The organism is Oerskovia gallyi, assembly GCF_014836745.1.
Lineage (GTDB): Bacteria > Actinomycetota > Actinomycetes > Actinomycetales > Cellulomonadaceae > Oerskovia > Oerskovia paurometabola.
In genome coordinates this window covers 357,925-377,190 of the sequence record NZ_JACSQE010000001.1, presented here as the reverse complement: position 1 = coordinate 377,190, position 19,266 = coordinate 357,925, and the positions used below count along the sequence as shown (strand labels likewise).

16 protein-coding genes are annotated in these 19,266 nt (G+C 72.5%); all 16 read right to left on the bottom strand.

Annotated elements, in window-relative coordinates; translation table 11 throughout:
• Positions 1-3: 3 nt before the first annotated feature.
• The 16 genes from H9640_RS01670 to hrcA all read right to left on the bottom strand — a co-directional run bounded on the left by H9640_RS01670 (position 4) and on the right by hrcA (position 19,077).
• A complete protein-coding gene (locus tag H9640_RS01670; RefSeq protein WP_191788990.1) occupies positions 4-381 on the bottom strand; it encodes a VOC family protein in 378 nt (125 codons plus the stop codon).
• A gap of 55 nt (positions 382-436) precedes the next feature.
• The gene (locus H9640_RS01665; protein ID WP_191788989.1) at positions 437-1,234 is read right to left on the bottom strand and encodes an isoprenyl transferase; all 798 of its coding nucleotides are present in this window, start codon (positions 1,232-1,234) and stop codon (positions 437-439) included.
• The gene (gene recO, locus H9640_RS01660; protein WP_191788988.1) at positions 1,234-1,998 is read right to left on the bottom strand and encodes a DNA repair protein RecO; all 765 of its coding nucleotides are present in this window, start codon (positions 1,996-1,998) and stop codon (positions 1,234-1,236) included. Before recO ends, H9640_RS01665 begins: the two co-directional genes overlap by 1 nt.
• Before the next feature lie 169 nt (positions 1,999-2,167).
• Positions 2,168-3,943, bottom strand: coding sequence for a 2-isopropylmalate synthase (leuA, locus tag H9640_RS01655; RefSeq protein WP_400273408.1), 1,776 nt, complete (start codon positions 3,941-3,943; stop codon positions 2,168-2,170).
• A gap of 312 nt (positions 3,944-4,255) precedes the next feature.
• Positions 4,256-6,322, bottom strand: a complete 2,067-nt coding sequence (locus H9640_RS01650) for a DUF7937 domain-containing protein (RefSeq protein ID WP_191788986.1) — start codon at positions 6,320-6,322, stop codon at positions 4,256-4,258.
• An 87-nt stretch (positions 6,323-6,409) separates the two neighbouring features.
• Positions 6,410-8,056, bottom strand: coding sequence for an outer membrane protein assembly factor BamB family protein (locus tag H9640_RS19520; RefSeq protein ID WP_191788985.1), 1,647 nt, complete (start codon positions 8,054-8,056; stop codon positions 6,410-6,412).
• Positions 8,057-8,104: 48 nt separating this feature from the next.
• On the bottom strand, positions 8,105-9,685 hold the full coding sequence (locus H9640_RS01640) for an outer membrane protein assembly factor BamB family protein (RefSeq protein ID WP_191788984.1): 1,581 nt from the start codon (positions 9,683-9,685) through the stop codon (positions 8,105-8,107).
• A gap of 31 nt (positions 9,686-9,716) precedes the next feature.
• A complete protein-coding gene (locus H9640_RS01635; protein WP_191788983.1) occupies positions 9,717-11,264 on the bottom strand; it encodes an alpha/beta hydrolase family protein in 1,548 nt (515 codons plus the stop codon).
• A 69-nt stretch (positions 11,265-11,333) separates the two neighbouring features.
• Complete coding sequence (gene era, locus H9640_RS01630; protein WP_191788982.1) at positions 11,334-12,281, bottom strand: GTPase Era; 948 nt, start codon at positions 12,279-12,281, stop codon at positions 11,334-11,336.
• Complete coding sequence (locus H9640_RS01625; RefSeq protein WP_191788981.1) at positions 12,278-13,753, bottom strand: hemolysin family protein; 1,476 nt, start codon at positions 13,751-13,753, stop codon at positions 12,278-12,280. Before H9640_RS01625 ends, era begins: the two co-directional genes overlap by 4 nt.
• Positions 13,750-14,202 carry an rRNA maturation RNase YbeY gene (gene ybeY / locus H9640_RS01620; protein WP_030151649.1) on the bottom strand — a complete coding sequence of 151 codons (453 nt, stop codon included), beginning with the start codon at positions 14,200-14,202 and terminating at the stop codon, positions 13,750-13,752. The genes H9640_RS01625 and ybeY overlap by 4 nt, the downstream gene beginning before the upstream one ends.
• Complete coding sequence (locus H9640_RS01615) at positions 14,202-15,230, bottom strand: PhoH family protein (protein ID WP_191789155.1); 1,029 nt, start codon at positions 15,228-15,230, stop codon at positions 14,202-14,204. Before H9640_RS01615 ends, ybeY begins: the two co-directional genes overlap by 1 nt.
• A gap of 324 nt (positions 15,231-15,554) precedes the next feature.
• Positions 15,555-15,923 (bottom strand): histidine triad nucleotide-binding protein, encoded by a 369-nt coding sequence (locus H9640_RS01610; protein ID WP_191788980.1) that lies wholly within the window; start codon positions 15,921-15,923, stop codon positions 15,555-15,557.
• A gap of 70 nt (positions 15,924-15,993) precedes the next feature.
• On the bottom strand, positions 15,994-16,830 hold the full coding sequence (locus tag H9640_RS01605; RefSeq protein ID WP_191788979.1) for a 16S rRNA (uracil(1498)-N(3))-methyltransferase: 837 nt from the start codon (positions 16,828-16,830) through the stop codon (positions 15,994-15,996).
• Positions 16,831-16,832: 2 nt separating this feature from the next.
• Complete coding sequence (gene dnaJ / locus H9640_RS01600) at positions 16,833-17,945, bottom strand: molecular chaperone DnaJ (protein ID WP_191788978.1); 1,113 nt, start codon at positions 17,943-17,945, stop codon at positions 16,833-16,835.
• 115 nt (positions 17,946-18,060) lie between these two features.
• Complete coding sequence (gene hrcA, locus H9640_RS01595; RefSeq protein WP_191788977.1) at positions 18,061-19,077, bottom strand: heat-inducible transcriptional repressor HrcA; 1,017 nt, start codon at positions 19,075-19,077, stop codon at positions 18,061-18,063.
• Positions 19,078-19,266 lie beyond the last annotated feature (189 nt).

The window sequence follows — 19,266 nt, the reverse complement described above, 5'->3', positions numbered from 1 at the left end:
TCCTCAGGAGATCTCGGTCGCGCTCTCGTCCGCCTCGCCCACGCAGAACTGGTTGCCCTGCGGGTCCGCGAGCACCGACCACCGGTAGCCGGGGATCGTGTGCTCGGCGACCAGCGAGGCTCCGTCCGCCAGCAGGCGCGCGACCTCCGCCGCACGGTCGGCGGTCGACGCGTCGAGGTGGATCCTGTTCTTGCCGGGCGTCGGGTCCTCGACCTTCTGGAACCCCAGCACGGGCCCCGTGCCCTCCTGGGAGGGGACGACCTCGAGGAACCAGCCGTCGGCCTCGTCGATCACCTTCCCGCCCGTCTGCCGGGCCCACCACTGCGCCAGCGGGCGCGGGTCGGTCGAGTCCACCGTGACCATACCGATCGAAAGAGTCATACCCGGCAGGGTAGCGAGGGGCACCGACACGTGCACACGGTCGAAGCCCGCCAGGTCAGGGGATGTCGGCCGACTCTGCCGACTTGTCGATCGCCCCGCCGTAGCGCCGGTCACGGCTCGCGTACTCCTCGACCGCACGCCACAGGCTGCGCCGGTCGACGTCGGGCCAGTGCTCTGGCAGGAAGACCATCTCGGCGTACGCGGCCTGCCAGATCATGAAGTTCGACGTCCGCTGCTCGCCCGAGGACCGCAGGAACAGGTCCACGTCCGGCAGGTCGGGCTCGTCCAGGTACTTCGCGACCGTCTTCTCGGTGACCTTCCTCGGGTCGAGCCGGCCCGCGGCGACCTCCCGCGCGATGGCCTGCGCGGCGTCCGCGATCTCGGCGCGCCCGCCGTAGTTCACGCACATCGTGAGCGTGCACGTGTCGTTGTCCTTGGTGAGCCGCTCGGCGTCCTCGAGCTCCTTGATGACCGAGCCCCACAGACGCGGCCGACGCCCCGCCCAGCGCATGCGCACGCCCCAGCTGCTCATCTCGTCACGACGGCGCCTGATCACGTCCCGGTTGAACTGCATGAGGAAGCGGACCTCCTCGGGTGAGCGCTTCCAGTTCTCGGTCGAGAACGCGTACGCCGAGACGTGCTTGACGCCGATCTCGATCGCGCCCGCCACGACGTCGAGCAGCGCGGCCTCCCCGGCCTTGTGCCCCTCGGTGCGCGGGAGCCCCCGCTCGTTGGCCCACCGACCGTTGCCGTCCATGACGATCGCGACGTGGTTCGGCACGAACCGGGCAGGGATGTTCGGCGCCGTCGCCCCCGACGGGTGCGGCGGGGGCGGCTGGATCCCTCGCCCCATCAGGCCTCTCCCCCGGCCCGCGGAGCACCCGCGTCGTCTCGTTCCACCATCCGCAGTGATCGCAACGTTCTCTCCAGGTGATATTGGCTGTAGGCGGCCACGAGGCCGCTGGCTTCCTTGCGGTGGCGCACGTCCGACGCGTCCGCCACGTCCCACTCGCCCGCGAGCAGCGCCGCGAGCAGGGAGAAGGTCTCGGGGGCCGGGGACGTCGACCCCGGCGGCCTGCACCGTGAGCAGACCGCCCCGCCCAGCGCCACCGCGAACGACCGGTGCGGGCCGGGCTCGCCGCAGCGCGAGCAGTCGGTGAAGCTCGGCGCCCACCCGGCGACCGCGAAGGCGCGTAGGAGGTAGGAGTCGAGCACCAGGCCCGGCGCGTGCGCGTGCCCCGCAAGCGACCGCAGCGCTCCGGCGAGCAGCCAGAACTGCTGGACGGCAGGCTCCTTCTCGGCCTCGACGAGCCGCTCGGCCGTCTCCAGCATCGCGGCCCCCGCCGTGTACAGGCCGTAGTCCTCGCAGATCGCGCGCGCATAGGGCCCCACGGTCTCCGCCTGCGTCACGACGTCGAGCGACCTGCCCACGTGGAGCTGGACGTCGACGAACATGAACGGCTCGAGCCGCGCCCCGAAGCGCGAGGACGTGCGACGCACGCCCTTGCCCACGGCCCGGACCTTGCCGTTCTCGCGCGTGAGCAGGGTGACGATGCGGTCCGCCTCGCCCAGCTTCTGGGCGCGCAGGACGATCGCTTCGTCTCGGTAGAGGACCACTCCCCCATTGTCCGTCATGCCACCGACGTCCCGGTGCACGGTCCGTGCCCGGTGAGTGCCCGGTACGTGCCCGGTGCGCGCCCACTGTGTGCGTACCACCACGCGAGGCGCAGGTGCGGCACGTCGACGGGTCCCGTGCCGCCGGCACGGGACCCCTCGACGGAAGGGATCAGCCCTCGGAGCGCTCCGCGCGGTTCACGGCCGAGACGATCGCCTTCAGCGAGGCCGTGGTGATCGACGGGTCGATCCCGACGCCCCACAGCACGTCGTCGCCGACCTGGCACTCGACGTACGCGGCGGCCGTCGCGTCACCGCCCTCCGAGAGCGCGTGCTCGGCGTAGTCCAGGACACGGACCTCGACACCCACCTGCGCGATCGCGTCGACGAACGCCGCGACCGGACCGTTGCCCGAGCCCTCGAGCGTCAGGTGCTCACCACGGTCCAGCACGTCGACCGCCAGGGTGTCCGGGCCGTCCTCCGACGACGCCGCGCGGGTCCCCCGCAGCTTCAGCCGGCCCCACGGCTCCAGGCCCGACTCAGGAGCGACCGGCAGGTACTCGTCCGAGAAGATCCGCCAGATGTCGTCGCCCGTGACCTCCTGGCCCCCGGCGTCCGTGAACGCCTGGACGACGCGCGAGAACTCGATCTGCAGGCGACGCGGCAGGTCCAGGTGGCGCTCGGACTGCAGCAGGTACGAGATACCGCCCTTGCCCGACTGCGAGTTGACGCGGATCACTGCCTCGTACGACCGGCCCACGTCCTTGGGGTCGATCGGCAGGTACGGCACGCCCCAGACCAGGTCGTCGACGCCCTTGCCCGCAGCCTCGGCCTCCGCGGCCATGGCGTCCAGGCCCTTCTTGATCGCGTCCTGGTGCGAGCCCGAGAACGCGGTGAAGACCAGGTCGCCCGCGTACGGGTGACGCTCGTGCACGGCGATCTGGTTGCAGTGCTCGACCGTGCGACGGATACGGTCCATGTCGGAGAAGTCGATCTCCGGGTCGATGCCCTGGCTGAACAGGTTCATGCCGAGCGTCACCAGGCAGACGTTGCCCGTGCGCTCGCCGTTGCCGAACAGGCAGCCCTCGATGCGGTCCGCCCCGGCCTGGTAGCCCAGCTCCGCGGCGGCCACGGCCGTCCCGCGGTCGTTGTGCGGGTGCAGCGACAGGACGACGTTCTCGCGGTGCGCCAGGTGCCGGTTCATCCACTCGATCGAGTCGGCGTAGACGTTGGGCGTCGCCATCTCGACCGTCGCCGGCAGGTTGATGATGACCTTGCGCTCCGGCGTCGGCTCGAAGACCTCGATGACCTCGTTGCAGATCTCCACGGCGAACTCGAGCTCGGTGCCCGTGTAGGACTCGGGCGAGTACTCGTAGAAGACCGTGGTCTCCGGGATGGTCTCCTCGAACTTGCGGCACAGCTTGGCGCCGTTCACCGCGATCGCGATGATTCCCTCACGGTCGGTGCGGAACACGACCTCGCGCTGGAGCCGCGACGTCGAGTTGTACAGGTGCACGATCGCCTGCTTCGCGCCCCGCAGCGACTCGTACGTACGGGCGATCAGGTGCTCGCGGGACTGCGTCAGGACCTGGATCACGACGTCGTCCGGGATGTGCCCCTCCTCGATGAGCAGGCGCACGAAGTCGAAGTCGGTCTGCGAGGCCGACGGGAACCCGACCTCGATCTCCTTGTAGCCCATCTCGACGAGCAGCTGGAACATCTTCAGCTTGCGCTCGGCGTTCATGGGCTCGATCAGCGCCTGGTTGCCGTCGCGCAGGTCGACCGCGCACCAGCGCGGGGCCTTCTCGATGCGCCTGTCCGGCCACGTCCGGTCCGGCAGCGACACGTCGAACTGCTCGTGGAACGGCTCGTACTTGTGCACGGGCATGCCGGACGGCTGCTGTGCGGAGCGGGTGCTGGTCTGGGGGGTCTGCGCCGTGGTGCTCATCATGTCCTTCGCGATCTCTTCGTCGGTGCTGTTCAGCCGGCACACCAGACCACCGCGACGAGGATGCGGCCTAGAGGGCCTCGTCGCGGCAACGAAGGAGGAGCAGCTGAGTCACGTGCACGCTGCCACTGTACTCCCGTCCGGGGCGATGGTCCGGGACGTCCCGGTGGACGACACGCGCGAGGCGGGCCGACGACGCCACGAGAGCGACGCCGTCGGCCCGCCTCAGAGCGGGACCAGACGAACCAGCGACGCCACGAGAGCGACGCCGTCGGCCCGCCTCAGAGCGCGGCCCCGCCTGGTCAGGGCCGGTCAGCGGCCGCGCGAACGCAGGGCGGCGTCGACCGCAGGGTCGCCCAGGTTGCCGAGCCACTCGAGCAGCGCGGGGTACGTCGACGGGTTGGCCGCGACCTGGGGGCGCAGGTGCGGGGCCTCCTGGACGATCTGCGCGAGCACCTCGAGCGGCGTGGACGGGTCCAGTGCCTGAGCGGCGCTGAACCCGACCGGCTGCGGGTCCTGGTACGGGGGCAGGACCGCCGTGTCACCCACGGACTGTGCCGCGTAACCCGGTCGCGCCGCGTAGCCCGAACGCTCGGGGACGACCGGCTGCACGGGGTGCGACGACGAGCCCCCCTGCGCCGGCAGGACCTGGGTCGGCTGGTACTGCTCGACCGGGCGGGAAGGCTGCGGCTGCGGGTCCTGACGGACCGGCTGCGTCGGCTCCTGGGTCGGCTGGTAGCGGACCTGTTGCACGGGCTGCGCCGACTGGGGCTGCTGAGGCTGCTGAGGCTGCTGGGCAGACTGCACGGGCTGGGCCGACTGTGCCGGAGCGCGGACAGGTGTCGGACGCGACGGGGCCGCGACCTGGTCGGGCTCGTGCTCGCCGGCCTCTGGGCCGTACCCGTCCGGGCCCGTCGCGTAGCTGCCGCTGCCGTACGGACCCGCGACCGGCTCCTGCGCGGGCTTGGGACGAGCCGGGCGCGGCGCGGGCGGCTGCCAGACGTACGCGCTCGGCGCGGCGTCGGCCCCGACGAGCGACGACGGGCGGTTCTCCGCGAAGTGCGTCCGGACCTCGGCCGGCACCGTGAGCGCGAAGACCACGATGAGCGGCAGCCCGTACGCCAGCAGGAGCAGCGACGTGCCGAAGCCTGCCCCGGGCTGGTTCGTCGCGACGATGAGGAGCACGATGCCGAGGATCGCGACGACGCCTGCCGCGCCGAGCGCGAGCGTCCGCCCGGCCACGGCGTCGCGGGCGAGCGAGCGACGAGCCACGAGCGCGGCGCCCGCAGCGAGGAGCCCGAACACGATCGACAGGATGAGGACCGACCCGCTCGCGCCGTTCGCGAGCGTGAAGACACCGGTCAGCGCGGTTCCGAGGGCGACGACGACGACGAGGTCGAGCGTGTTCACCGCGACGGCGACCCACGTCGAGACGGGCGACTGCGAGGAGGTGGTCCGCGCGAGCGCGGGCGACGAGGCGACCGCCGCAGCGGCGGGGACGAGCAGCAGGCCGAACTGCCCGAGCGCGAACGAGTCGAAGCTGACCAGCAGGTTGCTGGTGTTCAGGACGAAGAGGACCACGAGCGCGATCCCCAGACCGACGAGCACGAGGCGCCAGGCCTCGTCGCGGCGCAGGATCCCCCACACGGGCCACCCGACGAGCGCCACGGTCACGGCGCCGGCGACGAGGAACCGGAGCAGCAGCAGGGCGGACACGCCGAGGGAGAAGGTGAGCAGGAACGCGATCAGCGCACCGACGACCGCCACGCCCGCGACGACGGTCAGGACCAGCGTCCAGACGCGCGAGGCTGCCCTGTCCTGCTCGACCGGGCCGAGCTCGGCCTGGCGCGGCTGGGCCGCGAGGAACGCCCCCGCGAGTCCGAGCGAGAGAGCGGTCCCGATGCCGCCCCAGCCGTTGTCGGCCGACCGGTTGACCAGGTCCAGGACGACGTAGACCGCCGCCAGGAGCACGTACGGGGCGTTCGCGACGAGACGCGCGAGGCGGGTCGTGTGCACCGTCCACGTCGTGGGCAGCGCACCGGTCCGTGCCAGGTACGGCAGCGCGAGCGAGAGCAACGAGACGACCGTGACGAGGATGACCTCGATCTTGTCCGACGCCTTGTGCCCGACGTCCCACGGCATCGTGAGCGAGACGAAGAGCAGCAGGGCCGCCACGCCGTCGCGCACGTAGTCGCTCACGGGGATGCCGGCGAACGGGTTGCTCCCGGCGGCCGCCTCCGGCTTCTGCTCGGCAACGCGCGCCGCCGCCGGGGCCGTACCCGTCGCGGGCGTGTCGGACGACGGAGCCTTCGCGGCCCCGCCGGCCGGAGTCGGTGACTGCTGATCGGGGCCAGGCCCAGGGTCGGTCTCGTTGGTCATCGCGTTCTCCCTACAGATCACCCCGGGCTCGCTGTCGGGCGAGCGCCGGATCAGGCCACGACGGCCCCGTCAGTTTCTACCGGTAGATCACCGATGGCTCAAGTCTCCCACTCTGTGCCTGCGCGACCCACGACCCAGGCGCACGACCTCCGTCCTCGTCACCGCGAACAGCACCCCCTGCGCGGACACGACCTCGTAGTAGTCGCCGTCGAGGGCTCTGCGCCACTCGGTGCGTCCGTCGAACAGGCTCACGGACACGACGCTCGTCGCGGCGCCGTCCGTCCCACCGAGCCCGTCGCCGACGGTCGCGAGCAGCACCGAGTCCCCGTCGGTGAACACCCGGACGACCTCCGCGGGCAACCAGCGCTGCCAGATCTCACGCCCGGTCCGGGACTCGAGCGCGAGCAGCCGCGACCCCGACTCCACCACCACGACGTCGTCGGTCTGGAGCCAGAGCACCTCGGGCCACTCCTCCCGGTGCCAGAGCCGACGGCCCGTGCTCGCGTCGTACCCCGTGAAGCCAGGCATCCGGACCACGACGACCGGGGGAGGTCCGTCATCGGCGACCTGCGGCAGGAACGGTTCACCGGCCATGCTGAACCGCACCCGACCGTCCGCCCCCGTCACGTCGACGCGGTCCTCCCACCCCGTCCGGCGGTCGTCGACCACCCGGGCCGACGAACCTCCGGGGAGGCCGCCTTCCCCCAACCAGCCCCGCGTCCGCATGCCTGCACGCTCGGTGAGCGGGTCGCCGTGCGCGTCGAAGGTCGTCGACGCGCCGCCCGACCGGACCTGCAGCAACCCGCGCGCCGCGACCAGGCCGAGGCCCTCGGGGGGCACCGTCCCCGACGGCGCCCCGTCGATCCCCGTGGCCCCGACGCCGTCCACCCGGTCCTGGTCGACACCGACCGTCCGCACCCTCTCGACGACACCGTCGAGCGCACCCTCCCACGAGACGACCACGCCGTCCGTCGCCCGGACGGCCGTCGCGACCTGACCTCCCGCGAGCGGGACCGCCGCCTCGATCCTGTCCGCCAGCCCACGCGACCCGACGACCCGCCCGGACCGGTCCAGGACCGTCACGAGAAGCGGGAAACTGTCGTCGCCCCGACCGGCCTCGGTCGACGCCCCGCGGACCGTGACGCACACGAGCGGCGAACCTCGACCGTCCGGGTCGAGGAGGTCGGGCCCGCACGTGGTCGCTCCGGACGGCAGGTCGGCGGCCCACACCTCCTCACCCGTGGTGAGGTCACGGGCGGACAACGCCCCACCCGGGCCGACGACGACGACCTGCCCCTCGACGGCTGCGGGCAGCCCCGCCCCCGTCGACGCCCGCCACACGCTCGCGGGCTCGACCGTGACGGGCCACAGCCCACCCGCCTGTGCCGCAACCCGGGCTGCCCTCGCCCGTTCGAGCACTGCGCCGACCGCGAACGACGCCCCGAGGACGCAGAGCAGGAGGACCGCGCCGAGGATCACGTGGCCGAGCACGCCGCTCCTTCGGCCACGCGGCTCGGGCGACCCGTTGGACGCACCGTCCGACGCAGGTCCGACGCCGACCCGCGACGAGCCGGCTCCCGCATCCCGGGCAGCGGTGCCTCCCGTGCGCGCTCCGGCGCTCCCCCGCCTGGGCCCGGTCGCGACCGACGGCTCCGCGTCGAAGTCGTCGTCGAGCTCGGCCACCTCGACCAGCTCGACGGCGTGGGCATCGTGCTCACGACGTCGTGGAGCCACCTCTCCACGGTAGTCCCGATACGCCGACCGGGTGGAGCGAGGGGCCCGTCAGCCGATGCCCAGCAGCGTGCCGTCGTCGGTCGCGACGACGAGCGTCCCACGCACGCCGACCCCCCACGCGGCGGAGTCCTCGAGGTCGCTCGACCACAGCTCCTGCCCGGAGTCCACGGAGACCGCCGTGACCCGGGTCCCGCCCGTCGCGCTCGGTCCCATGAGGTACAGGTCCGTCCCGTCGGTGTGCGCCGACGTATAGGTCAGAACCTCGGAGGACTCCCACAACCGTTCCCCGGAGCCCAGGTCCACCGCCCACAGCCGACCTGCCTTCGACAGGATCCCGACGTCGCCCACCTGGGCGACCGGGGCGGCGACCCCGTCGATGCTCCACCGGGTCCGTCCGGTCGCCGGGTCGAGCGCTGTCGTGCGCGGCCGCTCGATGTTCCCGGACTCGTCCATCACACCGCCGCCCTCGGTGACGAAGAACGCCGCCGTCGGCCCTCCGTCCGTCACGGTGAACTCCTGGACGGTACCCCGGGTGCGGAAGAGCTCCGCCCCGGCACGGTCCAGGACCGTCGAGCCTCCGTCGGGGTGCTGGACGAGGGCGAGACCGTCCCGCAGGGGGCTGGTCCACGACTCCTCGGCCTCGTCCACGGTCCGGCCGTCCGCGTCCAGCGTCACCAGACGGCCTGCGACCGCGACCATGAGCACCGAGCCGCCGTCCTGCAGCCCCAGGTACTCCTCCTCCGGGCTGCTCCCACGCTCCTGGGCGATCTCCCGCGACCAGCGCAGCTCTCCCGTGGCCCGGTCCTCCAGGTCGACCACCACGTGCCCGCCGTCCCCCCACCTGACCGAGGCGATGCCGTCGTCGAAGAAGGCAGCCCCCTGCGTCTCCTCGCCGAACGTGCGGGTGCCCGTGACCTCCCCCGTCGCGGCGACCATGACGTCGACGCGCACCGGGAACGACTGCTCGAACGTCGCCCCGACGGTCGGGACCGAGCGGAGCTCGAACGTCGTGCAGACCAGCGGGTCCTCCTGCACCTCCCACGTGCCCGTACCCGTGCACGCGGTCGTGACCTTCGCCGTGTCCGACGCGGGCCGGGGCGCGCCGCGCCACAGCTCCCGACCTGTCGTCGGGTCGTAGCCGACCACCGGGCTTCCTTGCACGACGAGCGTCCCGTCCACCACGGCGGGTGACAACCACCATCCCGTCGAGGAGTCCTCGTCGCCCGAGACGCTCGGCTCGATCCGCCACAGGACGCCCACCTCCGGACCCAGAGGCCGGATCCCGCCGGCCGCGATCACCCGATCGACGCGGGCAGACTCGTTCATCTCGCCACGGACGACCCCTCCGACGACGAGGAGGGCGACGACGGACACCCCTGCCCCGACGAAGAGGCGAGACCTGCGCGACCACGGTCGACGGGCGGGCCGCTCGTCGACCTGCGGCTCGGCGCCGGAGAGGACCTGCGGCACCGGGCCGTCGGCCGGCCCCTGGACGGGCGCCCCGCCGTCGGGCACCGCGCCGGGCGACCGCGGGCCGGACGGGCCCTGCTCGGCCAGGTCCGGGTCGAGGTCCTCGATCGCGAAGACGCGCACGCTCGACCTCGCCGTGCCCCGCGGACGTCGTCCCATGGGACGACCCTAAGCGTCGACGACCGGGAAGTCAGATGCCGAGCTGGTACACACCCCAGTACGCGAGCGTCACGAGCAGGATCGTCGACCCCGTGACGGTCGCCCACAACGTCGTGCGGGCACCGACGCCGGTCGCAGGCCGGACCACCACGCCCCCCTCCGGGGAGGCGTCGACCGCCTTGTGCGCGGTCCGGAGGTCGGACAGGCGGTTGATGATGAACGCCGCGGCCACGACGGTCGCCAGCCCCAGGAGACGGACGGCGACCCACCCGCCCTGGACCACCCACGCGTCCGTCCGGTAGTCGAGGGCCAGCCTCGCGACCGAGACCAGGTAGACGACGAGACCGACCATGGTCGCGACCGACCCGGTCGCCAGACCCACGAGGGGCCACCGCAGTCCCGGTGCGAGCCGCCCGGCCGCGTGCGGCGTACGGCGCAGCCTGCGCACCGCCCCCGTCACGAGCCACACGAGCGGCCCCACGACGAGCAGCACCCCGCCCACGATCACGAACCCGATGACGATGTCGCCGTTGCCGTACCACCGAGGGTTGGGCACGGCCGAGGCCAGGTAGAGCTGGTTCGGCTGGCCGCCCGCCACGGTCGGCGGGGCACCGGCGGTGCCCACGAGTCCCTGGACCCACGCCGAGACGTCGCGCGCGAACTCCGGCACGAGGACGTCGTCGATCTTGATGCCGTGGTTCGCGCCCTCGTAGTAGCGCACGGTCACGTCATGGTTCCCGTTCGCCCCCGCCTCCGCGATGATGCGCAGCGCGCCCTGCTCGATCGGCATCGACGGGTCCGCCGTGCCGTAGACCACGAGGGTGGGCACGTCGAGGCGCGAGAGGTAGGGCGTGACGTCGAAGTCCGCGTACTCGAACCCTCCCCCGGGCATCTCCATGCCGACGGCGCGCGGGATCGCGCGGAACACCCCCTGCGGCACGCCCGTGTTGCGCAGGTAGGAGTCGACGGCGAAGCCCGCCTGCTGGCGTGGCGGCACCACGGGCGCGGAGACCATGACCAGGAAGGACACGTCGGGGTCCTGGTCCACCAGGACGGGCGCGATCCACGTCCCCTCGGACTCGGCGTACAACCCCACCTTGTCCGGGTCGACCGAGGGCCTGGTCCGCAGCAGGTCGACCGAGTGCTCGTAGTCCCGGGCCATGTCGACGTAGTCGCGGTGCCGGGTCGTGTACGTGTCGAGCCGCTTCGAGGGCACGAGCGTCACGACTCCCGCGCTCGCCATGTCGGTCGCGACGTCGACGAACGCCTCGTCCGCCGCCCCGGTGCCCGCGCCGTGCAGGAACACCACTCCCGGGCGCCCTTCCGGGGCGTCGACCGGCTCGCGCACGATCCCCTCGACGCTCGTGCCGTCGAGCCTGACGACGACCGGGGTCTCCCGGACCTCGTAGGTCCCCACGGGCTGGACGTCGGGCCCCTGCCCGCCGATCGTCGTGTCGGAGGTCGTGGGCTCGAGGTGGTCGGTGACCGGGACCGGGGACCACTGGGGTCCGGTCACGGCCCCGACCAGGGCGAGCCCGATCGCGAGGGCGGCGCTCGTCGCCGCGGTACGGAAGATCACGACAGGATCGTCTCGCGCGAGGAGGGCCGTCCGCCCTGGGGACGGCCCGACGACGGACGGGGGTACACCCTAGAACCCGAGCCGGCGCAGCTGCTTGGGGTCACGCTGCCAGTCCTTGGCGACCTTGACGTGCAGGTCGAGGTACACGCGTGCACCGAGCAGCGCCTCGATGCCCTTGCGGGCCTCGGTCCCGACGTGACGCAGACGCGAACCGCCACGCCCGATGATGATCGCCTTCTGGCTGTCGCGCTCCACGAAGAGGTTGACCCGCACGTCCAGGAGCGGGGGCCTGCCCGTCTCCGGGTTGCCGGACCCCTCGCGCGGCACGATCTCGTCGACGACCACGGCGAGACTGTGCGGCAGCTCGTCGCGCACGCCCTCCAGGGCCGCCTCGCGGACGAGCTCGGCGACCATCACGGCCTCGGGCTCGTCGGTCAGCTCGCCACCGGGGTACAGCTCGGGGCCCGGCGGCAGGTGCTTGACCAGCACCTCCTCCAAGGTCTCGACCTGGAAGCCGTCCTTCGCCGAGACCGGCACGATGTCCTGCCACTCGCCGAGCTGGTCGACCGCGAGCAGGTGCTTCGTGAGGGCCTCGCGGTCCACCAGGTCCGCCTTGGTCACGACCGCGACGACCGGGGTCGGGCGCCGCCCCTTGGTCAGGTCCGCGAGCTGGGCCGCGATGTACTTGTCGCCCGGCCCCACCTTCTGGTCCGCCGGGAGGCAGAACGCGATGACGTCGACCTGCGCGAGGGTCTCGCGGACCAGGTCGTTGAGCCGCTCACCGAGGAGCGTGCGCGGACGGTGCAGCCCGGGCGTGTCCACGAGGATGAGCTGCGCGTCAGGGCGGTGCACGATGCCGCGGATCGTGTGGCGGGTCGTCTGCGGTCGCCCGGAGGTGATCGCGACCTTCTGCCCGACCAGGGCGTTCGTGAGCGTGGACTTGCCCGCGTTGGGCCGTCCGACGAAGCACGCGAAGCCGGCCTTGTGCTCTGCTGCTGCGTGGTCGTTCTGGGTCACCGGTGTGCTTCTCTCTCGTTCGACTCGCCCGCTCGACGCGGGGTGTCACTGGTCCGCCCGGCACGCTCCGCGTGCTGGGGGGTCGTCTGGTGGTCTCGGTGGCCGCGCTCGCGCGGCTCGGTGCGCTCGGGGGTGCCCGCGTCCGGTGAGGGCTCGGGATCGCCAGCGCTCTCCCGGTCGGTGGCCGCAGCGCTCACGAGCACGGTCGCGAGCTGCTTGCGGCGCCCCTCGACGCGTTCGCCGGTCATGTGCACGCCCTGGGCCTCGGCGGTCGAGCCGGGGAGCGGGACCTTGCCGAGCGCCTTGGAGAGCAGGCCCCCGACGGTGTCCACGTCGTCGTCCTCGATGTCGAGCTCGAACAGCTCGCCGAGCTCGTCGAGCGGCAGGCGGGCCGGGACGCGGAAGGTCCCGTCGCCCAGGTCCTCGACCTCGGGGCCCGACCTGTCGTGCTCGTCGGTGAGCTCGCCCACGATCTCCTCGAGCGCGTCCTCGATCGTCACGAGGCCGGCCACGCCGCCGTACTCGTCGACCACCATCGCGATGTGCGAGGCCGAGGCCTGCATCTCGCGCAGGAGGTCGTCGACGGGCTTGGACTCGGGCACGAAGATCGCCGGGCGGGCGACGTCCGCGACGCGGCGCGACGCGGCCTCGGGCGAGCCGTGCACGACCTTGACGACGTCCTTGAAGTAGACGACGCCCACGAGGTCGTCGACCGACGTCCCCGTGACCGGCAGGCGCGAGAACCCGGAGCGCAGGAAGAGGGCCAGCGCCTTGGACAGGGGCGTCGAGGCCGGCGTCGTGATCATGTCGGTGCGGGGCACCATGACCTCGCGCGTGAGGGTGTCGCCGAGCTCGAAGACGGAGCGGATCATCTCGCGCTCCTCCTCCTCGATGATCTCGGACTCGTTCACACGGTCGACCATGTCCTGCAGCTCGCGCTCGTGCGGCCCGTCGGTGTCGTCCTTCGAGGCGGTGACCCGCACCAGCCAGCCCGTCAGGGCGACCGCGGGGGTCAGGACCCCCGACAGGGCCACGAGCACGCGCACCGGGTGCTGACGTCCGAGCGCACGCGGGGCGACCCGGGCGAAGCCCAGCGCGACCAGGACCGCGAAGAGCGACGCGGCGAGCAGGGCCTGCCACCAGTCGTCGAGCCAGGCCAGGACGAGCAGCGTCACGCAGGTCGCCGCGAGCATCTCGGCGACGACGCGCAGGAAGGCGAGCGAGGCCGCGGTGTGCGGCGGGTCCTCGGTCAGCGCCTGGACGCGGCGGACCCGGACCACGCGCGGCGGGAGGGGTCCGGCAGATCCGCCGTTGTGCCCGCCGGTGACGGCAGCCTCGGCCTCCGCTGCCGCCTCGCCCACGGCCGCGCGCGTGACGCGCATGACGGCCGCCTCCCCGGCGCCGAGCGCCCCCGCGAGGACGACCCCCACGACCGCAAGGACGAGCAGCAGCGCGACGGGGACCTCGGTCATCGGCTGGCGAGGAACGTCAGGAGCAGCTTGCGCTGCAGCGCGAACATCTCCTTCTCCTCCTCGGGCTCGGCGTGGTCGTAGCCGAGCAGGTGGAGGATGCCGTGCGTCGTGAGCAGGAGCATCTCCTCGGCCGTCGAGTGACCCGCCGTCACCGCCTGCTGCGCGGCGACCTCGGGGCACAGCACGATGTCGCCCAGCTCGCCCGCGGGGGTCACGTCGCCGTCGCGACCGGGACGCAGCTCGTCCATCGGGAACGACAGGACGTCCGTGGGGCCGGGCTCGTCCATCCAGCGCACGTGCAGCTCGGCCATGACGTCCGACTCGACGAACCGGATGCCCAGCTCGCTCTGGGGGTGGACGTGCATCGCGTCCAGGACGTAGCGCGCGAGGGCCGCGAACTCCGCCTCGTCGACCTCGTAGCCGGACTCGTTGTTGATCTCGACGCTCATCAGCGTGCCCCTTGCTCTCGTTGGTCTCGTGGGTCTCGTGGTCGCTCGCGGCGGGCCGTCCCGCCCCGAGCACCGCCGTGCGCACGGCCGCCACCGTCACGGGCGGGCTGTGCGGTGCTCACGTCCCAGCGTGCGTACGCGTCGATGATGTCGCTCACGAGCCGGTGCCGCACGACGTCCGTGGAGGTCAGGCGGCAGAACTCGACGTCGTCGACCCCGGTCAGGACGTCCTCGATGACCCGCAGCCCGGACGGGGTGCCCCCGGGCAGGTCGACCTGCGTCACGTCCCCCGTGATGACCATCTTGGACCCGAACCCGAGGCGTGTGAGGAACATCTTCATCTGCTCGGTCGAGGTGTTCTGTGCCTCGTCGAGGATGATGAACGCGTCGTTGAGCGTGCGACCGCGCATGTAGGCCAGCGGAGCGACCTCGATGGTCCCGGCCTCGATGAGCTTGGGGATCGACTCGGGGTCGATCATGTCGTGCAGCGCGTCGTACAGCGGGCGCAGGTAGGGGTCGATCTTCTCCGACAGCGAGCCGGGCAGGAACCCGAGCCGCTCCCCCGCCTCGACGGCGGGCCGGGTCAGGACGATGCGGCTGACCTGCTTGGCCTGGAGCGCCTGGACGGCCTTGGCCATCGCGAGGTACGTCTTGCCCGTCCCGGCGGGGCCGATCCCGAACGTCACGGTGCTCGCGTCGATCGCGTCGACGTAGCGCTTCTGCCCGACCGTCTTGGGCCGGATGGTCCGGCCACGGCTCGAGAGGATGTTGAACGTGAGGACCTCGGCCGGGCGGGCCGCGGTCGCCGCGGTGAGCATCGCGACGGAGCGGGTCACGACGTCGGGCGTCAGGCGAGTGCCGGACTCGACGACCTCGACGAGCTCGTCGAGGAGCCGGGAGGCGAGCGCGACGTCGCCGACGGGGCCCGTCACGGCGATCTCGTTGCCGCGTGCGTGGACGTCGATCGTGGGGAACCCCGACTCGATCGCCCGCAGGACCACGTCACCGCTGCCGAGGAGGTCGACCATGGGCACGTGGGACGGCACGACGATGCGGTGCTCTACCCGGGTACCGGCGGGGTGCGTGGCTGCTGCCTCCGCGTCGACGGTCCCGTTCGGCCGGACGGCGCGGGCGCGCTCCTGATCACGAGGAGGACCTCCGAGGCCGTGCGACGCCGGGCCGGTCGGTGGGGGTGGTGTCGAAGATGGCATGAGCCGGCTTGCGCCGAGGCACTCCTTCTGCAGGTCTGGTGGTTCGTGGTGCGTCCATGATATCGAGCACGCCCGCCCGGGTCAGGGCGAATACCGGCGGCCCGGCGGCTCGACGGACGAGCGTCGGCCGGCACGTGGTGGTCAGGCCGGGTTCCACCCCAGCGCGGTGCCTCCGATGACGTGCCCGTGGACGTGGAACACGCTTTGCCCTGCGCGCGGCCCCGAGTTGAAGATGAGCCGGAACTGTCCGTCGGCCTGCTCGCTCGCGATCTCGTCGGCCAGTGCCACGACCCCCGCGAGGAGGTCGGGGTCGGCGGCGGCGAGCTGCGCGATGTCGCCGTGGTGCGCGCGCGGCACCACGAGCACGTGCAGCGGGGCCTGCGGGTTGATGTCCTTGAACGCCACGGCCTGGTCCGTGGTCGCCACGATCGTCGCGGGGATCTCACCTGCGACGATCTTGCAGAACAGGCAGTCCGGGTCGGTCGGGCGAGCGGTGTCGTTGCTGGTCATGACGGCAGGCTACCCCCGGCTCGTCTGCGCGGCCCGGGGGGCGGGACGGGCGCCGCGACCGCGCGCCGGGTCACTGCTCGTCGTCCGTGCCGCCCCACCGGCCGAGCCGCTGGACGAGCATCGCGATCGCGACCGGGCCAGCGGTCGAGGTCCGCAGCACGTGCGGGCCGAGGCGCGCGGTGCGCGCACCGGCGCCGGTCAGCGCCTCGACCTCCTTCTCGGAGATGCCGCCCTCCGGCCCGACGACGACGAGCACCTCGGGCGCTCGTCCCGCCGCGGCCACGTCCTGGGACGCGGGGACCGGCAGGGCCACCTCGGCGAGCGGGACGAACGCCTCCTCGTGCAGCACGATCACCGCGCCGCCGGCCTCGACGACCTGACGGGTGCGCTCGACCAGCCCGCGCGTGTCGATCGCGAGGTCGACCCGGGGAAGGCGGGCGCGCCGCGCCTGCTTGGTCGCAGCGCGCACGGTCGCGAGCCAGCGGGCACGCGACTTGGCTGCACGGTCCCCGCGCCACACGACGATCGAGCGCTCGGCCTGCCACGGCACCACGGCGTCGGCCCCGACCTCGGTCGCGGCCTCGATCGCCATCTCGTCGCGGTCGCCCTTCGCGAGGGCCTGGACCAGCGTCACGACGACGTCGGGTGCGGGCTCCTCGACGACCTCGTCGACGCGCAGGCGGACCCCGGAGGGCTCGACCCCCTCGATGGTGCACCGCAGGCGAAGGCCCTCGCCGTCGACGACGTCGACCGCCTCCCCGACACCGCGCCGCTGCACGACGCCCGCATGACGCCCCTCGGCGCCGTCGAGCACGTAGAGCGATCCCGCGGGGAAGCCCGCGAGGCCGCTCGCGGCCCCGCTCTCAAGCGAGCTGCTCGCCTCCGCGAGGAAGACCGGCGCGCTCACGCTCAGCGTCCCGAGAGCTTGTCGCGCAGCCGGGAGAAGACCCCCGGGTGCGCGGCGGACAGGCGCGGGTCGGGCCGCTCCTCGCCGCGAGCCTTCGCGAGCGAGCGCAGCAGCTCCTCCTGCTCCTCGTCGAGGCCCGTCGGGACCTGGACCTCGACGTGCACGTTGAGGTCGCCCCGGCCGCCGGTGTGCAGGTGGCCGACGCCGAGGTTCTTGAGCGTCACGATCTGACCGGGCTGCGTCCCGGGGCGCAGGTCGATCTCCTGCGGGCCGTCCAGGGTCTCGAGCTCGAGGACCGTGCCGAGGGCCGCAGCCGTCATGGGCACCTGGAGCGTGCAGTGCAGGTCGTCGCCGCGGCGCACGAAGACCTCGTGGTTGCGCTCGCGGATCTCGACGTACAGGTCGCCCGCGGGACCGCCCGCGGGGCCGACCTCGCCCTGCGACGTGAGCTTGATGCGGGTGCCGGTGTCCACGCCCGCAGGGACGTTGACGGTCAGGGTGCGACGGCTGCGCACGCGCCCCTCGCCCGCGCACTCGGCGCACGGCTCGGGGATCACGGTGCCGAAGCCCTGGCACGCGGCACAGGGGGCGGTCGTCATGACCTGGCCGAGGAACGAACGCGCCACACGCTGGACGGTGCCGCGGCCGTTGCACACGTCGCACGTGCGGGGCGACGTGCCGGGTCGACAGCACGAGCCCGAACAGGTGCCGCAGATCACCGCGGTGTCGACCTGGAGCTCGCGGCGCGCCCCGAAGGTCGCCTCCGAGAGGTCGATGTCGAGACGCACGAGGGCGTCCTGGCCACGACGGGCACGCGGGATGGGGCCGGTCTGCGCCTGGCCTCCCCCGAAGAACGTCTCGAAGATGTCCTGGAAGCCGAACCCTCCGCCCATGCCGCCGCCGGCGGCCGACGGGTCCGAGCCGAGGTCGTACTGCTGGCGCTTGTCCGGGCTGGACAGCACCTCGTAGGCGCGGGACACGTCCTTGAACTTGTCCTCGGCGGCCTCGCCCGCGACGTCAGGGTGCAGCTCACGGGCCAGCTTGCGGTAGGCCTTCTTGATCTGGTCCTGGCTCGCGTCCCGGGGCACGCCCAGGATCTCGTAGTAGTCGCTCACAGGTCACTCTCTACTAGCGCACGCCGATCCAGGACCGGCGACTTCCGACAACACCGTGCGGTGACGACCAGGGTCCGAGGACCAGGTCGAGCACCCGCCGGCGCAAGAACCGAACTCATGTGGTCAGGACGCGCGACAGGTACCGCGCGACCGCGCGGACCGAGGCGATCGTCCCGGGGTAGTCCATGCGGGTCGGTCCGATCGAGCCGATCAACGCGACCGAGTCTCCCTCGTTACCGTATCCGCTCGTCACGACCGACGTTTCGACGAGCCCTTCGAGCTGCGTCTCGTGACCGATGCGCACGCTCACCCCGGACTCCGCGGCCATCTCCGTCAACAACCCGAGCAGCACGACTTGTTCCTCGAGCGCCTCGAGGACGGGGCGCAGCGCGTGCTCGAACCTCATGCCGACCCGGGCCAGGTTGGCGGTGCCGGCGAGCACGATGCGCTCCTCCGACTCCTCGGACAGCGTCTCCTCGACGAGCAGCGCGAGCGAGCGCGCGAGGTCCCTGTCCTCGGGGCGGAACTCCTCCGCGACGTCGGCGAAGCCCTTGCCGAGCTCAGCGAGACGCTTGCCGGCCGCGACGGCGTTGAGCCGCGAGCGCAGCTCGGCGAGCGTGGCCTCGTCCGGTGCCTGGGCGACCTCGAGGGTGCGCTGCTCGACGCGGCCCGTGTCCGTGATGATGACCACGAGCAGGCGCCGGTCGCCCACCGGGACGAGCTCGAGGTGCCGCAGGCCCGACCGGCGCAGCGACGGGTACTGCACCACGGCGACCTGGCCCGTGAGCTGGGCGAGGAGACGCCCCGCCCGGGCGACCACGTCGTCGAGGTCCACGGCCTCCGACAGGAACGTCTCGATCGCCCGCCGCTCGGGCGAGGACAGGGGCTTGACCGTCGAGAGCTTGTCCACGAACAGGCGGTAGCCCTTGTCCGTGGGGATGCGCCCGGCCGAGGTGTGGGGCTGGGCGATGTAGCCGTCCTCCTCGAGGGCGGCCATGTCGTTGCGGATCGTGGCCGGGGACACGCCCAGGCGGTGGCGCTCGGCCAGGACGCGGGATCCCACCGGCTCCCTCGTCAGGACGTAGTCCTCGACGATCGCACGCAGCACGTCGAGCCGTCGTTCCTCGCTCATGGCCACCTCCTGCCGATCGTCGCGCGTTCTCGCACTCTCCACCGTCGAGTGCTAATTCTACGCGGTCGCCGGAGGCGCGGGGTGCGACGTGCACAGGGTCCTCACGGGGTCTTCCCGTTCGGGTCCGGGCCAGTACGGGACACCGAGACGAGGCCTCTGCCGTGGGGGGGGGGGGGGGGGGGGGGGGCG

Excerpts from the sequence above, each read along its gene's own strand:
- H9640_RS01670 (WP_191788990.1), bottom strand. The coding sequence starts at position 381 with ATGACTCTTTCGATCGGTATGGTCACGGTGGACTCGACCGACCCGCGC.
- H9640_RS01665 (WP_191788989.1), bottom strand. The coding sequence starts at position 1,234 with ATGGGGCGAGGGATCCAGCCGCCCCCGCCGCACCCGTCGGGGGCGACG.
- leuA (WP_400273408.1), bottom strand. The coding sequence starts at position 3,943 with ATGAGCACCACGGCGCAGACCCCCCAGACCAGCACCCGCTCCGCACAG.
- H9640_RS01650 (WP_191788986.1), bottom strand. The coding sequence starts at position 6,322 with ATGACCAACGAGACCGACCCTGGGCCTGGCCCCGATCAGCAGTCACCG.
- H9640_RS01640 (WP_191788984.1), bottom strand. The coding sequence starts at position 9,685 with ATGGGACGACGTCCGCGGGGCACGGCGAGGTCGAGCGTGCGCGTCTTC.
- H9640_RS01625 (WP_191788981.1), bottom strand. The coding sequence starts at position 13,753 with ATGACCGAGGTCCCCGTCGCGCTGCTGCTCGTCCTTGCGGTCGTGGGG.
- ybeY (WP_030151649.1), bottom strand. The coding sequence starts at position 14,202 with ATGAGCGTCGAGATCAACAACGAGTCCGGCTACGAGGTCGACGAGGCG.
- H9640_RS01615 (WP_191789155.1), bottom strand. The coding sequence starts at position 15,230 with ATGGTCGACCTCCTCGGCAGCGGTGACGTGGTCCTGCGGGCGATCGAG.
- H9640_RS01610 (WP_191788980.1), bottom strand. The coding sequence starts at position 15,923 with ATGACCAGCAACGACACCGCTCGCCCGACCGACCCGGACTGCCTGTTC.
- hrcA (WP_191788977.1), bottom strand. The coding sequence starts at position 19,077 with ATGAGCGAGGAACGACGGCTCGACGTGCTGCGTGCGATCGTCGAGGAC.